Origin of the sequence: Quyinboa mangrovi (assembly GCF_042219825.1) — a bacterium.
Classification (GTDB): domain Bacteria; phylum Bacteroidota; class Bacteroidia; order Bacteroidales; family UBA5342; genus JBHJHP01.
In genome coordinates, this window is sequence record NZ_JBHJHQ010000001.1 from 110,856 (window position 1) to 126,489 (window position 15,634).

The following is a 15,634-nucleotide window of genomic DNA, read 5'->3' on the forward strand; positions in this document are numbered from 1 at the left end:
GTTGTTTATGGAAGAAAAGTGATTTGTTAAATGAGTAATGTTTCCGGTTAAACTTTATTATTTTATAATGAAAGTAAATAATATAAATCTGTAAGATTATGGTTTTAAAATCACGAGATACAACCCACCTTATTTTAATTATGGTGCTGATGATTCTTATTGTAACCATTTCTGTTTCGGCTCAGAATACAAATTATGTTTCCAATAAAGTGCCGTTAATAAGTACACCATTTACAGATTTGCCTCTTGGTAGCATTAAAGCTGAAGGCTGGTTGAAGACGCAACTGGAAAATCAGAAAACAGGTTTAACGGGGTACTCAGAGGAAATTTACAGTGAATTGGGGAGCAATGCAGCATGGTTGGGGGGTGATGCCCCTGAATCAGATTGGGAAAGGCCAACATATTATGTACGTGGCCTGGTTGATCTGGCTTATGTGTTAAATGATCCGGAATTAAAAACACAGGCGCAAAAATGGATTGACTGGGCGCTTAACAGCCAGAAAGAAGATGGTAGTTTTGGTCCTGCCAGCAATGATGACTGGTGGCCAAGGATGCCAATGATTATTGCACTCATGGATTATTATAGCGCTACGACTGATGACAGAGTTATTCCGTTTCTGACGAATTATTTTCAGTACCAGCTCAATACATTAAGTTCCAGACCACTTAGAGATTGGGGAAAAACCAGGGCGGCGGATAACGTGGAGGTCATATTCTGGTTGTATAACCGGACAGGCGATTCTTTTTTACTGGATCTTGCCGATAAAATACGGACACAAACATTCAACTACGCCTCAATTTTTTCGAAGAATACATTCTTAACCCAGTACCACTCTAATTTTTATCCCAAGCATGGCGTAAATGTGGCAGAGGCTTACAAATATGCACCTGTCTTTTATCAACGATCCGGAACCGAATCGGACAGGGATGCGTTTTTAAAAGGTATTGAAAACCTGGCGCCGTATCATACGCAAATAACCGGAATGAATTCGTGCACGGAGTTCTTATCCGGTAATTCTTCCATTCAGGGCGTTGAGTTGTGTGCAACTGTTGAGCGCATGTATTGTAACGAAATAGCCACCCGTATTCTGGGCGATGCTGCGATAGGCGATGAACTTGAAAAAATAGCGTTTAACCAGTTACCGGCTGCTTTTACTGAGGATATTCATCAGTTGCAGTATTATACCTTACCGAACCAGGTTCAAAGCAAACAAGGAGGTAACGGTTTCGGACAGGATTATGATAATGCAGTATTACCGGGACCCTATTCCGGTTATCCGTGTTGCCGGTTTAACATGCATTTTGGATGGCCCAAATATGCACAATATGCATGGATGGCAACGGCTGATAACGGACTGGCAGCAACGGCATATGCTCCAACTGTTGTAACAGCTAAAGTTTCTGATGGTAAAGATGTAATTATTACGGAATCAACCAATTATCCGTTTGAAGAACAGATAATATTTACGGTTAAAACTGCGAGGGATGTTGCGTTTCCGCTTCAGCTTAGAATTCCAGCCTGGTGTGATAATCCCGAAATTAAAGTGAACGATGAAGTATTATCCGATGTTATTCCCGGAGCCTATAAAACAATTAGCAGAACCTGGAAGGATAGCGATATAGTGGTTCTGAACCTGCCCATGAAGCTTAAAACATCAACCTGGGTCAATAATTCTGTAGGCATTGAAAGAGGCCCCCTGGTCTTTTCTCTTAAATTGAAGGAAAATCGTATGGTCAAAAACGCACATTCCTTCTCTGGTAAGGATTTTAGTGAATATGAAGTATATGGAGAAAATGCCTGGAATTATGGATTGATCATTGACCGGGATCATCCGGAAAATTCTTTGACAGTTGAACAAAAAGAAATGCCAGAGAATCCTTTTGCACAGGATTCAACTCCGGTTCAACTAAAAGTAAAAGCCAGACAAATTCCATCATGGGGTCTGACCCAATGGGGAGTACATGCGGCTGAACCACCTTACAGTCCTGTAAGTTCAGACGCACAGGAAGAGGAAGTAACGTTGATTCCTTTTGGTTCAGAACGTATAAGGGTCACGTATTTCCCGGTAATTGGTAAGCCGGAATCTGCTATATCTGATATTTTTCAGGATGATTTTCAGTCTAGAGAACCGAATAAATGGGTAAATTTTGCCGGTGGATGGCAGCCCCAAGACGGCATGTATTACGCCGAGTCCTACAACTTGAAAGGTGCTAAGTCGGTGGCTATGAATACAGATTTTGCAGATTTTACCTATGATGCGACTGTCATGATTTTAAATGATGAAACAGAGGCTGGCGTTATATTCAGGGTATCTGATCCGGCTATCGGAGTGGATACTTACAAAGGATACTATGCAGGTATAAGCACCAATGGGAAAATTATTCTCGGCAAATCTAACAATGGTTGGAGTGCCATTAAAATAATCGACGGAACGATAAACAAATCAACGGCATATCATCTTCGTGCAGTGACCAACGGTTCACGTATAAATTTTTATGTGGATGATATGGAGCAGCCCAAAATTGTGGCTAATGATGCAACGTATTCACATGGCGCAATCGGTTTAAGACAATATTGTGGTACAAATACATCTGATCCAAGTGGTCAGACGATTATTTTTAAAGATGTAAAAGCTGTATCATCCGATTATACAGCATTGAATGAAATGAATATAAAAACCGAAGGTTACGTAACAATTTACCCCAATCCAACGGGTGATAGTTTTCTCGTAAAATCAACTACCGGTTTTGACCGCTTTTATATTTCCGGTATGGCAGGGAAGGTGCTGAAAAGTGATAAATTTGATCATTTGAACTTATCTACAGAGATTGATGTGAGTGATCTGGATTCCGGATCATATTTTATTTGCCTGTCCGGAGAAAATTATACTCAGACAAGGACATTTATTAAAAAATAGTGCAAAGCATTTGAATATTCAGGATAAATATATCGGATCATCCCAGTGGTATTAATCCGTCAGGACGGAATATTCCGGTTTTTTTAACGGCAAATTTTCAATTATTTCTGAGATGTGTTTTTTAACGGCCTTCTGAGATTCTTTGTTAATAACGTCAGATAACAGATCATTTTTAAGTTTTTCCGGGCAATTTAAATATAGCGTGTCGGTATAAATAATGTTGATCTGATAAGGAACCGTATCCATTTTTTCAGTAATCTTCAAAATACTGTACTCACAATGTCCGTTTGCAGCAAAAGAATAACGATAACCGGTACTTTTATTCATGCGTGTTTCATGTACAGAATCCAGTTTGCAGGTATATTTTGATAGCGTATATCCTGTTAATTTAGAATCGTTGTAATGTGCTGTGGAATCCTTCCCATTGCGAACTCTGATCAGGCTGTTATTGGCATTCAGTGCATTAATCGAATAGGTTCCATTGGTATGTGATATGAATAGTTCCTTTTTAAAGCATATGCCATCAGAATGACTGATATCGAACTTATAATGTGAATTTACGGTGTACCTCATTGTATTTTTTTCAGGTTTGGATTTACAGCTGAAGAAAATAAACGAAATGAACACATACAGAATTATAAATTGTAATGGTTTTACAGGCATTTTCATAATAAGGTAATTCAAATGATTACCTCAAAGATATAAAAAAAAAGCGCCATATAGCTATGACGCTTCAACTCCTTATGATCTTTTACTATTTTCTATCTGTCCCCTGTCGATGAATCATCCAACCCGGATATTCCAAATTCAGTTGACTGACTTCTTCCAGCTTTTGTAGTTCTTCATCGCTCAACTTGACGTTTACAGCGTTAATATTGTCAGAGAGCTGTTCTGGTTTGTTAGCCCCTACAATTACGGAAGTTACTGCAGGCTGGTGCAGGAGCCAGGCCAGTGCAATCTGAGCAACCGATACGTTTTTAGATTCAGCAATGGGTTTCATCACGTCGATGATATCGAAAGCCTTTTCTTTATTCACCGGAGGAAAATCAAAAGTAGCCCTGCGGCCTTCACTGTTTTCCATAGATCGGTTGTATTTACCACTTAATAACCCACCTGCAAGAGGACTCCATACCATTAATCCCAGTTTCTGATCCAAAAGCAAGGGCACAATTTCCCGTTCCAGGTCACGTCCGGCGATGGTATAATATGCCTGTAACGAAACAAATTTATTCAAATGCTCTTTAGCCGAAATTCCAAGGGCTTTCATGATTTGCCACGCTGCAAGGTTACTGCAGCCGATATAACGCACTTTTCCACTTTTCACAAGCAGATCAAGTGCTTCCAGTGTTTCTTCCAGTGGCGTTAAGCTATCAAATCCATGAATCTGATACAAGTCGATATAATCCAGCTGTAAACGCTCAAGGCTTTCATCTGCTTGTTGCAGAATATGTTTGCGGCTCAATCCAATGTCATTTGGACCGTCACCCATCTTACCCCGGACTTTGGTGGCAATCACCAGTTCATCGCGATTGAGGCCCAACTCCCGGATAGCTTTCCCGGTCATTTGCTCACTTAGTCCTTCACTGTACACATTTGCGGTATCAATAAAGTTAATACCAGCTTCTACAGCTTGTTTAATAAGTACATTTACCTGATCCTGAGGAAGAGTTCCGATAGCGGTCCACATGCCTTTTCCACCAAATGTCATGGTGCCGAGACATAATTCAGATACTTTTAATCCCGTGTTTCCTAATAAGTTGTATTGCATAACGTGTTTATTATGTGTTTATATTTGGTGTCTGGTTAAATGAATGTTTAAAACAGGGAGGACTTTATTTTAACTTATCCGGCAGGAGTTTGTTCAAAAATTTAATATTTATATTGTTTTGGATCGGTCTAAAAATGCAATAAAGTGTAAGTGTAACACTAAAAAGTCTTATCTTTATAGCCCTGCAACATTAACGATAAAAATATGAAACATATGAAGCCTCATTTTTTTACGGGAAGCAAATTTGGTATCCTTAAAACTACCTGGATATTAATGATAATCCTGTTACTATTTAGTGTTAAAACTACAGCTACTGATCCGGTTGAACCTGTTCCTGATTGTACCTGGACAGCCGATAATGGAAATGGTACTTTTACAAATCCCTTATTCTATGAGGAGTTTTCGGATCCGGACATGATTCGCGTGGGAGACGACTATTATCTGACAGGGACGACCATGCACACCATGCCCGGACTGCCTGTATTGCATTCAAAGGATCTCGTAAACTGGGAATTGTTGAGCTATGCAGTGGAACGTTTAGACATGGGGCCGGAAATGCGTTTGGAAGGCGGACGTGATTTTTACGGACAGGGAATCTGGGCGCCTTGTTTCAGATACCATAAAGATACCTTCTACATATTCTCCAATGTAAATGGCCATGGAACACAAATCTTTACGTCTGCTGATCCTAAGGGGCCATGGAAGCAACGCACCATGAATGCCCGCCTGCATGATGTAACCGTTTTATTCGATGATGATGGAAAGATTTATGCGGTATGGGGATATAACGAAGTGAAAATGGTTCAACTGACAGATGATTTAATGGATGTGGTGCCCGGAACCGAACATGTAATAGTGGAGGCAGGAAGTGGTGCCGGGGAAGGAAGCCATATTTATAAAATCAACGGAAAATATTACATTACCAACACCAATTATGATCCTCTGTGTTACCAGGTTTGTTTGAGGGCAGATAAACCTTATGGCCCCTACGAGGTAAACGTGATGAGTGCTGAAGAAAATTTTGGTGAAGGTCAGCGCATGCGTATTTTCAATACACGCCAGGGACCTCCGTTTGACATTGTGAGATTCCCTGAAAATTATGTAGGGTGCATTCCGATGCATCAGGGAGGAATAGTACAGATTCAATCAGGTGAGTGGTGGGGATGGTCCATGCTGGACTATAATTCCATTGGAAGAGTGATAGGCCTGTCACCTGTTACATGGCAGGATGGATGGCCGTATTTTGGGCTGACGGGTAACCTGACCCGTTCACCAAGAACCTGGATCAAGCCGAATACAGGATTTACTTCCGAACCGCATGCCCCGTTTGAGAGGGATGATGATTTCAGCGGGCCGATATTAAAAAATGTCTGGCAATGGAACCATGTACCGGTGGATACGAAATGGTCACTTAAAGAGCGTAAGGGCTATCTGAGACTTCATTCCCTTCCGGCTGAAACTTTCTGGCATGCCAGAAATTCTTTGACTCAGAGAGGCATCGGGCCGGAATCATTTGCCGTAACGGAACTTGATTTAAAGGGACTAAAAGATGGAGACATTGCAGGTCTGGCGCTTTTGAATCTGCCGTATGCCTGGATTGGTGTGGTTCAGAAAGGAAAGGTTCGTGAAATTCAGTTTTATAACCAGCAGGAGCAGAAAACACTGACTGTGGATACAAAAGCTAAAAAGATATGGTTCCGAGCGTACTGTAATTTTGATACCGATATGGGCAAACTGAGTTACAGCCTTGACGGGGAGAACTTCACAGATCTGGGAGGAGAAATTCTGATGCCGTATCAGCTGCGAACGTTTCAGGGGGTGCGGTATGCCTTGTTTAACTTCAATAGAGGCGGGAAGGATGGCGGTTATGCTGATTTCAACAGCTTCAGGGTTATAGAGCCCAGATGCCAGAGTCTGACAAGGCCAATTCCATACGATGAGGTGATTACATTAAACAGTCTGGCTGACGGTTCTGTGTTGGTGAACTGGAGAAATCATCTGCGTCCGGTGGAGGAGGGCAGCCGTTTTGCCAATGGTGACCTGGCAAAATTCAGGGTGCTTGATCGCGGACAGGGCAGAATTGCGCTTCAGTCAGTTGCAACCGGTGGTTTTGTTACAGTTAAAGGTTTGGGAGGACTGGCCGAAGTTCGAGTTGAACCGGAAGACAAAGGTGAGGCATCCATGTTTCAGTGGACCGATATGCTGAAAGGTGATCTGATGCTGATGTCATTGTACACGAACCGGTATTTGTTTGTGGATCCGTTCGCAAACAGTTTGTGTTCAGCCGATGCAAGAGGTGCACGACCCGACCGGAAAGGCGGTGCCTGTTTTGTATGGAACCTGGCAGAAATTGAAAAATAGAATTGGTTCAGGACCTCATTATTTGTTCTGAATAATGATTTTATGTGTTCCTGAACTGTCTTTTATAATATAAACGGAATTCGGTTTGAGCTGGCTGCGAAAACCCGGGTTCCGTTTTCCTTTGTATACACTTCTTCCTGAAAGATCAAAGATTTCAATATTGTCATCTTCCGGAACCAGATTGTTGTTCTGTAGGTTTGTTGCAGTTCCCCAGATGGAATTTACCCATTCAGGATGATCAATAAACGGATTGCGGTTCTGCTGATAGCTGTAAATGACGTTGTTCCTGTTTTGCTCAAATGCATCTACCGGATCAGCACTATTCCAGCTCAAAAGATCAGAAAGTACACCATGAAACGGACTTTTATCGCTGGATGACATTACTTCGTCAATTGGCTCCAGATCAGGTTCCCCATTTTCGCCTTCGTATCGTGTTGCCATATAAAATATAATTCTGGCCACATCACCTTTTACCGCGTCCCTTGGTTCAAACGTAAAGTCATTGCCAATATAACAGCCGGTAAACACCCCATCGTCATTTACCGGATTCACAGAAGCTGCAAAGCTGCGGTTGCTGCGCAGAGAATTCACGCTGACGTCGCAGGGTTTAAGGTTATGGGCATCCGTTCCTGTTCCTGTTTCTGTGCCAAAATCACCACGTGATTTGGCCCATACATGTTCACGGGTCCACCCCTGTGCATTGTTGTATTCCTGCGGTCCGTTAACACTCCGGGCGGTGTAAATAAGGATTACATTGTCTGAGATTTCCGGATCCCGGTCAGCCTCTTTTAAAATATCCCATGTATCTGTTGTATTTGCTGTATAAGGATATTCCACATGACCTTTGATAATGTTGTATAACGCTGTTTTTAACTGTTCTCCGGTTTTTCCTTCAGCAGAGCTGTAATAACCTGAAGGAATTTGTGCCAACTGAATAGTGCATTGCAAAGAAAAAAGCAACAAAGCTAATACATACCTCATAATAATATCCTTAAACCTGTTTGAACCAAACGTGTAGTCAGGTTCGTAATTAACTGATTTCCGTTAGAGCCAAAGGTAACGGTTTTAAGTTAATTACCAGATTAATTAACACTTGGTTTTAGGTAGGCTTCAACACTATTTTGCCATTTTAAGGTTTATTATATGCCTTCGGGTTAAACAATATATGCCGGTTGTTATGTTATTAGTGATAAAGAAAACAGAAATATGAGCAATGTAATTAAAAGTATAAAACCTTTGGGATTTAACTGGGAAACACGCGATCCGTTTTTATTTTGTGTTCATCATAATGATCATTATCCCCATGGCAATGAGCATATGGGACCGGATGCTTCTCTTGCCGGAAGGAACATCGGGAACGACTTTACTGTTAAGGACGGCTGGCGGATGTATCATGGCGAAAAGGTTCCAGGATTTCCTGCACATCCGCATAGGGGTTTTGAAACGATTACCATTGTTTTAAAAGGCTTTATCGATCATTCTGATTCCGCCAATGCGGCTTGCCGCTATGGCAATGGCGACGTGCAGTGGATGACTGCCGGTTCAGGATTGCAGCATGCTGAAATGTTCCCGTTGTTGAACAGGAATGAAGACAATCCGTTGGAATTATTTCAGATATGGCTGAATTTGCCCCGGAAAAGCAAACTGTGTGATCCGTATTACACCATGTTCTGGGCAGAAGATATTCCCAAGGTTAATTTGAAAAATTCAAAAAATAAACAGATTGAGATTAATGTAATAGCAGGGAAGATAAACGAAACAGATGCCTTAAAACCATCACCGGATTCCTGGGCCGCTGATCCTGAAAATGATGTGGCGGTATGGTTAATAAAGTTGGATCCTGAAGCTGAATGGCAGATCCCGGAAACATCTCCCAGCGTAAACAGGGACCTGTTTTTTTACAAAGGTTCAACGCTGAAAATTGATGGTGAAGACATCAAAGCATATCATTCTGTAAGTCTTAAAGCAGATGAAGAAATTCAGGTTTTGAACGGTTCAGAAACAGCCTATTTGGTTTTGTTACAAGGGAAACCAATTAATGAGCCTGTAGCACAGTATGGTCCGTTTGTAATGAACTACGAAGCGGAAATCCGGCAGGCTTATAGCGAGTACCGACAAACACAGTTTGGCGGATGGCCGTGGGGAAGTTATGAAATGGTTCATCCACGTGATAAAGGACGTTTTGCGATTTATGCGGATGGTAGGGAGGAGGTAAAATAAACTGAAGGCAGGAGAAGACCTACATCAGAGTAATCATCGGAATTTGGATTATTCTGTTTTTTCTTATAATTTCATCCACAGTGATAATTTTATAATTGCCTGTGATGACCAGAAAAGAACATGTTTGTTTTTGCCGTGTTTGTGACAACAGTAAATTCAGTAAAGAAAAGGGGCTTATTTGTGGCCTGACCGATGATCTTGCAGACTTTGAAGTCGACTGTATTAATTTTTCCGGAGACAGGAGCAAAATTGTGTTACCTGAATCAAAGCGGAATGATTCTATGGAAAGTCTGTTGAATCCTGAACCGAAAGTAAAAAAAGAGAACCCTTTTTTTAAATTCCTGGTACAACATCTGGTTACAACATTTCTTGCTGCCGTTCTTTTGATCGTATTTTTGGTAATGCTTTTATCGGGTGCCCATATTTTTGAACCGGATATCCAGTCTATGATAAAATGGGGCGCCAATACAAAATTATTATCCTTTGGTGGCCAATTCTGGAGGCTGATAACAAGCAATTTTATTCATTTTGGAATTATTCATTTGCTCTTTAATCTCTATGCCTTAATATTTGTGGGAATGCATCTGGAACGTTTAATAGGGCATTACAGATTATTCATTTCATTCATGATTACCGGTATAGTTTCTGCAATTACAACTGCACTCTGGCATGACAGTGCTTTGGTCACTGCAGGTGCGTCCGGTGCGATATTCGGATTGTTTGGTGTGTACATTGCTGTACTGACGACGGGATTTGTTGAAAAGAAACTCAGGTCAGGATTATTAATCAGTGTGATAGTTTTTGTGGCATATAATCTGCTGGGAGGTATGAAAGAAGGTATCGATAATGTAGCTCATATCGGAGGCTTATGCAGCGGTTTGGTGATTGGATATGCGTTGTATCCGTCCTTAAAACATAAGGATTCCGTGTTTCATGAATATATTGTTGGTTCGGTTCCGGTTATATTGCTATTTGTTGCATGTGTTGTAGTAGTTCTAAGGTCTCCTGATAGATTAGCTGAAATGGATGAATTATATCAGGAGTTTTATTCACACGAGAATAAGGCGCTTAAATTTTATGAGCTTGACAGAACCAGAAGTCAGAATGAATTTATCAGTTACATAGATGATATAAGTATCCCGGAATTTGAAAAATGTATTGAGGTTGCCGCTAAAATTAATCAGATAGATGGTTTAACGGATGAACATTATTATATCGCTTCGTTATTTGAACGGTATGCGAATTACAGGATAGAATGTTTCAGTTACATCCGGCGGAATATAGATGAAAATACATCCAGATACACAGCCAGAATTTACTATTACGATAAAATAATGCAAAAGATTATAGGTAGACTTCAGGGAGACGAAACTCCGGACAGTTTACTGGTTACAGATCCCAAAGTGCTTGCATATGAGGAAAGCAAGAGAGATCAGGTGGAGGAGACCATCTCACGGATTCGTTCAGGATTAGGTCAGGCTGAATTACTTGAAGAATTTCTGGATTACAGAGATTCCAAACCTGAAGTAAAACGCATTATGAATTCTTCAGTATTGAGCTGGAGGTTTAAAAACGACTATTTGACTAATGAGCAGAAACTGGCAGATCTTGAAGATATTTTATATGTAATTGACGGAAATCCTGTTGAAACTTTGGAAAACTTTGATATATCATCCATTATTACAATGACTTATTACACACCTGATGTTGCAAAATCGTTTTATGGTGAAAAAGGACTGAATGGCGCTGTGTTAATTACCACAAAATAACAGATTATAAGAAATCCTGAACTTATTGTTCTTATCTGATGGCTTCCAGCTATCTTTTTTATATTTTAGTTGCCGTTAAGATTTACTGTAATTATGATGAAAAAACTATTCTCAACCCTCGCAGTTATTTTGTTGTTTTTATCCTGTGCCAAACCGGAACAGGAAGTCTACATGTTCTCCTTTTTTCAAAATAATGGTCAGGATGGTTTACACCTGGCATATAGTTATGACGGTTTGTCCTGGACTGCTCTTAATGACAATAAGTCGTTTTTAGCACCGGAAGTTGGAAATGCTAAACTGATGCGGGATCCTTGTATTATTAAGGGCGGCGATGGTTTGTTTCACATGGTGTGGACAGTGAGCTGGAATGATAAGGGGATTGGTTATGCCAGTTCTCCGGATTTGATTAACTGGTCCGAACAGAAGTTTATACCGGTAATGGAACATGAAAAGGGGGCCAGAAACTGCTGGGCACCAGAGTTATTTTACGACAAGGATTCCAGCCGGTATATGATTTACTGGGCTACAACAATTCCGGGCAGATTTGAGGAAACGGATTCAACCGGCGACAGTGGCTATAATCACAGAATGTACTATACAACAACTAAGGATTTTAAAACATTTACTGATACAAAATTGCTTTACGATAAAGGCTTTAACGCCATCGATGCCACTATTCAGAAGATTGGCGGTAAATACGTGATGTTTGTTAAAAATGAAACCAAATATCCAAAGGCGGAAAAAAATATCAGAATTGCAACCAGTGATTATTTAACCGGTGGATATTCGGAGCCATCTAAGCCAATTACCGATAACTGGGTGGAAGGACCAACAGTAGCCAAAACAGATATGGGGTGGGTGGTTTACTTTGATAAATATACCCGTCATAGCATGGGTGCTGTTTTATCTGATGATTTAAAAAACTGGACTGAAATATCTGATAAATTAAGCTTTCCTGCTGGTACCAGACATGGTTCTGTATTTAAAGTTAAAAAGAGTATTCTGGAAAATATCAAAAAATCAGAAGCAGCTGAATAACTTTTCAAAATAAAACCGTTATCTTTAAGGCTTAAACCTGAATATTTACAGAAGTAAATATTAATTGATTACCTGTTGTTATGAACGATCAGAGAGTAGATTTTGTCATTGAAAAGGATGTCCTTGGACTTGAGAAAACTGATTTCCAAATAATTCAACCCAACGAAGAAAAGCCGAAGAATATTGATTATTCATTGGTTTATCACATGCCAACCATTAAAAGAAGATATGTGTCTACTTTAATTGATGCATGTGCCATTGTTGTAATTTCACTTACAATATCTTATATATACGAAGTGATTGAAAACGTACCGGGTATCATAAGGGGAATCACCTTTTTTCTTGTAATTTTCTTTTATGAACCTATTTTAATAACCACCGGATCTACTTTTGGACAATTGCTAACCAATATAAGGGTGCGAAAAATAAGCGACCCGGACAAAAAAATTAGCTTTTGGTCTGCCTGTGTGCGTTTTACGTTGAAAGTACTTCTAGGCTGGATCTCGTTTTTTACCATTACCTTTAACAGGAACAGAAGAGGGATACATGACTTTGTATCTTCCACAGTTGTACTTTCTTTAGATGAGATGTAATATCAGATCTTGTATTTGCACAATATTTCCATCCCATAAATCAGATCACCCGGCATTAAATGCTGAACTACTTTCTTATTGCCGGTTATTCTTCCAAATACAGTATACCGGTTATCGTTCCACGGAGCAGGTGATATCATAATTGCAAAATGACTGGATTCCGTATCACGGCCGGCAGAGGCCATAACCACCACATTACTTCTGAATTTGTAATGGTTGAATTCTGATCTTATGCGCTCATTGGCGATTGCATCAAAACCTGGTTCTTTGGCTCCACCAGCTTGTTTTACATAATTGGGTATGACCCTGTAAAATGGTGCTCCTTCAAAAAAATCTTCCTTAATCAGGTCAACAAAGTGGCGTACCGAAAAAGGCGCATCTTCCACCATCAGCTGCATGGTAAATTTTCCTTTTTCGGTATATACGTCTATTTTGAGATCCGATGGAATGGTAACAATTTTATTCCAGTTAAACGATTCAAAGGTTTCGGGTTGCTCGTAATATTCGGGATCCCAGTTTTCATCAGTTACTTCACCATTTTGAGATCGTTCAATTGCCTTTTTTATGGCATCAGGAACTGTTTTGTCCTTAAAATTTTCAAACCTGCTTAAAGCATCCTTTAGCTGACCGGTTAAAAGCGTACTGTGAATAAATCCCGGTTTTGTTGTGAACCATGCGGCTTGTCTTACCAGATAAGGATTGTTTGTTGTAAGCCATCCTGAAAGAAGGGATGTAAATTCTCCAGCTGCAATTTTTCCATTATCGAGCATGTCGTTGAGCGTATAGGCCACAGAAAGAATAAAATCCCGGTCCTCAAACGATTTCATGTCATCAAATACCTGTTTGAAGTTCTCTTTCCGCATTAAAAGTGATTTGATCAGTAACTGTTTCTCAAATCTGTCATCAGACGCTTTTAAATAGTCAGTTGCAATGGACGTAACAGTTTCAGCAATGTCGTTTTGCATAAAGGCACCCAGCAATGTGGCACGGATAATTTCATTTTCTTCAGTCTGAACATAATTGATCAGATTATCATCAGGTTTAATGTCGGATGCTGCAATGTATTGAGCCGCAGCAAGCTTTACACTAATGTGTTTATCGTTTTGAAGTGAATTCCAAATGGTCTGGTATACCTGCGGATTTTGAAATGGTTTTAATGCATTAATGGCTGAAATACGGACATTATAAACCGAATCCTCATTCAGAATACTTAACAGCCGGGTTTGAACATCGGCATCCGCATAACCCGAAAGAACACGGGTATAAATCATTCTGATCTCCGGACTCCCGTCAGAAACAGAAAGGAGCAAAGCTTTTATTTTGAGATCAGCAGGATATTTTCGTATTCTGTAAAAATAATGTCCTGACGCCAGTCTGGCTTCAAAAGGTGCTTTTTCATTCGCATCATTCAGCATGACAGACAGAGCTTCGTCGCTATTAATATTTCTCAGTCCTGCACGGTATATTCCCCAGGCTATACCTCCTTTAACGGTGTCATTTGCTTCCGGGTATTTGGCAATGAATGCTAATCCTTTGGAAGTCGCAACCCGGCCCAAAGCCTCAAGTTTGGTGGCTTTAACTTTTGCATCATTTTCGGATGAAATGGATGCAATTAGTATGGGTTCCGCCGATATGGCGCCACACTGACCGATGGAAAAGGCAGCATTAATGCGAACAGAAGTGTCGGGATCGTTCAGCAATGGATACAAATATGACAGGTAACCACTATCCTGTATGGATGAGAAGGATAATGCCGCTTCGGCACGGTAGACTGGATTTTCACTTTTCAGGTAATTTATCAGACTGTCTGGTTGCCTGTTGTACTGATAGGTATATATTTTCTGGAGTTGAATATCCTCAAATTTATTCAGCTTTATGGGGCGCGGTTTTGGCTGACAAGCCAATATTGTCAGTACAAGTCCCGATAGTAATATTAAGTACTTCATTTAGTGTCTGTAGTTGTGTGATAAATGGTATTAAATGCTTCCTGTTGTAGTTCTTTGTCCTGATCCGAATATGCAGCTCTTCCCTTTAAACGGGTAAACACATGAAGATTGGAATTAAGCATGACAGTGTCAATGGCAGATCCGTCGCTAAAATGCACCCCATCGTACAGCCAGCGGGCGCTTTCGGGGGCAGCAGAGTCATCCTGTTTAACCTTCCAGACCATAAAATGTTGTGTTTCTGACGGTAGTGTAATTCCTTTTTTCAGATTCTTCCGGCTTACTTTCAATAATTTATTCAGCTGAACAAGACTTTTTTCTCCCCGGTACTTATACCAGTATCTGGCCTCATAATCTGTAACATCCACTTCCACATACGGCAGAAATTTTCCAAGGATACCTACATAATTTAACAACTTATTGGAAGGTTCAATTATGGGATCAATAAAAAATACATTTTCAGGTTCAACCAGTGTGTCAAAAGCATTTTTGACTATCAGATCAAGAATAAGCGGACATCCTGTTGATGATCCTGCAAGGGAGATCTTCCTGAATCCTTCATGATAAAGCTTTTCATACTCATCCAGAATGGGTTTCTGCCAGTCCTGCCAGGTTGTTTTATTAAATGTGTCATAATCTCTGCCATGCCCTCCAAGCAGAACCCGTGAGATATAAACGGGGCTATCCTGTTTAGAAAGGTATTGTGCAAATTCAAACCATTCGAAGGGTGTAGCTGTATAGCCATGGGCTGCTATAATAACAGGTTTTGTTATGTCCGGAGTTGAGTCAAGTGCTGAAATAAGATATTTTGACGGGACTATCAAAGAAGAATCCATAAAGGATTTACTATCGAGATTTTTGGATTCAATAGGTGGATATTTTTTACAGCTGCTTAAAAATGCAATAGACAGCAATCCGAAAATTACCCATGTAAAGTGACGATGTTTCATAGTCAAAAAATTTCATGTAATTATTTAACCCTGCAAAAGGGGTTTGGTTCTAAAAGTACTAAAGATTTATGAAA

Annotated in this window: 11 protein-coding genes; 6 read left to right on the forward strand and 5 right to left on the reverse strand. The window is 40.2% G+C overall.

The window, feature by feature from the left end:
• Positions 1–149: 149 nt before the first annotated feature.
• On the forward strand, positions 150–2,918 hold the full coding sequence (locus ACE1ET_RS00495) for a beta-L-arabinofuranosidase domain-containing protein (RefSeq protein WP_375726390.1): 2,769 nt from the start codon (positions 150–152) through the stop codon (positions 2,916–2,918).
• Between the two features lie 51 nt (positions 2,919–2,969).
• Here the strand turns inward: ACE1ET_RS00495 and ACE1ET_RS00500 are convergent, their stop codons facing one another.
• Together ACE1ET_RS00500 and ACE1ET_RS00505 are read right to left on the reverse strand one after the other, a co-directional pair.
• On the reverse strand, positions 2,970–3,491 hold the full coding sequence (locus ACE1ET_RS00500; RefSeq protein WP_375726391.1) for a hypothetical protein: 522 nt from the start codon (positions 3,489–3,491) through the stop codon (positions 2,970–2,972).
• A gap of 181 nt (positions 3,492–3,672) precedes the next feature.
• On the reverse strand, positions 3,673–4,686 hold the full coding sequence (locus ACE1ET_RS00505) for an aldo/keto reductase (RefSeq protein ID WP_375726392.1): 1,014 nt from the start codon (positions 4,684–4,686) through the stop codon (positions 3,673–3,675).
• Between the two features lie 213 nt (positions 4,687–4,899).
• On the opposite strand from ACE1ET_RS00505, the gene ACE1ET_RS00510 reads away from it, so the two are divergent.
• The gene (locus ACE1ET_RS00510; RefSeq protein ID WP_375726393.1) at positions 4,900–7,047 is read left to right on the forward strand and encodes a family 43 glycosylhydrolase; all 2,148 of its coding nucleotides are present in this window, start codon (positions 4,900–4,902) and stop codon (positions 7,045–7,047) included.
• Positions 7,048–7,065: 18 nt separating this feature from the next.
• On the opposite strand, the gene ACE1ET_RS00515 is transcribed toward ACE1ET_RS00510, so the two are convergent.
• Positions 7,066–8,028, reverse strand: coding sequence for an endonuclease (locus tag ACE1ET_RS00515; protein ID WP_375726394.1), 963 nt, complete (start codon positions 8,026–8,028; stop codon positions 7,066–7,068).
• A gap of 225 nt (positions 8,029–8,253) precedes the next feature.
• Here ACE1ET_RS00515 and ACE1ET_RS00520 point away from each other — a divergent pair, with 225 nt between their 5' ends.
• From ACE1ET_RS00520 to ACE1ET_RS00535, 4 genes are all read left to right on the forward strand, one after another.
• The gene (locus tag ACE1ET_RS00520; RefSeq protein ID WP_375726395.1) at positions 8,254–9,267 is read left to right on the forward strand and encodes a pirin family protein; all 1,014 of its coding nucleotides are present in this window, start codon (positions 8,254–8,256) and stop codon (positions 9,265–9,267) included.
• A gap of 104 nt (positions 9,268–9,371) precedes the next feature.
• Positions 9,372–11,036 (forward strand): rhomboid family intramembrane serine protease, encoded by a 1,665-nt coding sequence (locus ACE1ET_RS00525; RefSeq protein ID WP_375726396.1) that lies wholly within the window; start codon positions 9,372–9,374, stop codon positions 11,034–11,036.
• A gap of 93 nt (positions 11,037–11,129) precedes the next feature.
• On the forward strand, positions 11,130–12,074 hold the full coding sequence (locus tag ACE1ET_RS00530; protein WP_375726397.1) for a glycoside hydrolase family 43 protein: 945 nt from the start codon (positions 11,130–11,132) through the stop codon (positions 12,072–12,074).
• An 80-nt stretch (positions 12,075–12,154) separates the two neighbouring features.
• On the forward strand, positions 12,155–12,667 hold the full coding sequence (locus tag ACE1ET_RS00535; RefSeq protein ID WP_375726398.1) for an RDD family protein: 513 nt from the start codon (positions 12,155–12,157) through the stop codon (positions 12,665–12,667).
• Positions 12,668–12,669: 2 nt separating this feature from the next.
• On the opposite strand, the gene ACE1ET_RS00540 is transcribed toward ACE1ET_RS00535, so the two are convergent.
• Both ACE1ET_RS00540 and ACE1ET_RS00545 read right to left on the reverse strand, forming a co-directional pair.
• Positions 12,670–14,613, reverse strand: coding sequence for a peptidylprolyl isomerase (locus ACE1ET_RS00540; RefSeq protein ID WP_375726399.1), 1,944 nt, complete (start codon positions 14,611–14,613; stop codon positions 12,670–12,672).
• Positions 14,610–15,560 (reverse strand): alpha/beta hydrolase, encoded by a 951-nt coding sequence (locus ACE1ET_RS00545; RefSeq protein ID WP_375726400.1) that lies wholly within the window; start codon positions 15,558–15,560, stop codon positions 14,610–14,612. Before ACE1ET_RS00545 ends, ACE1ET_RS00540 begins: the two co-directional genes overlap by 4 nt.
• Positions 15,561–15,634: the final 74 nt, after the last annotated feature.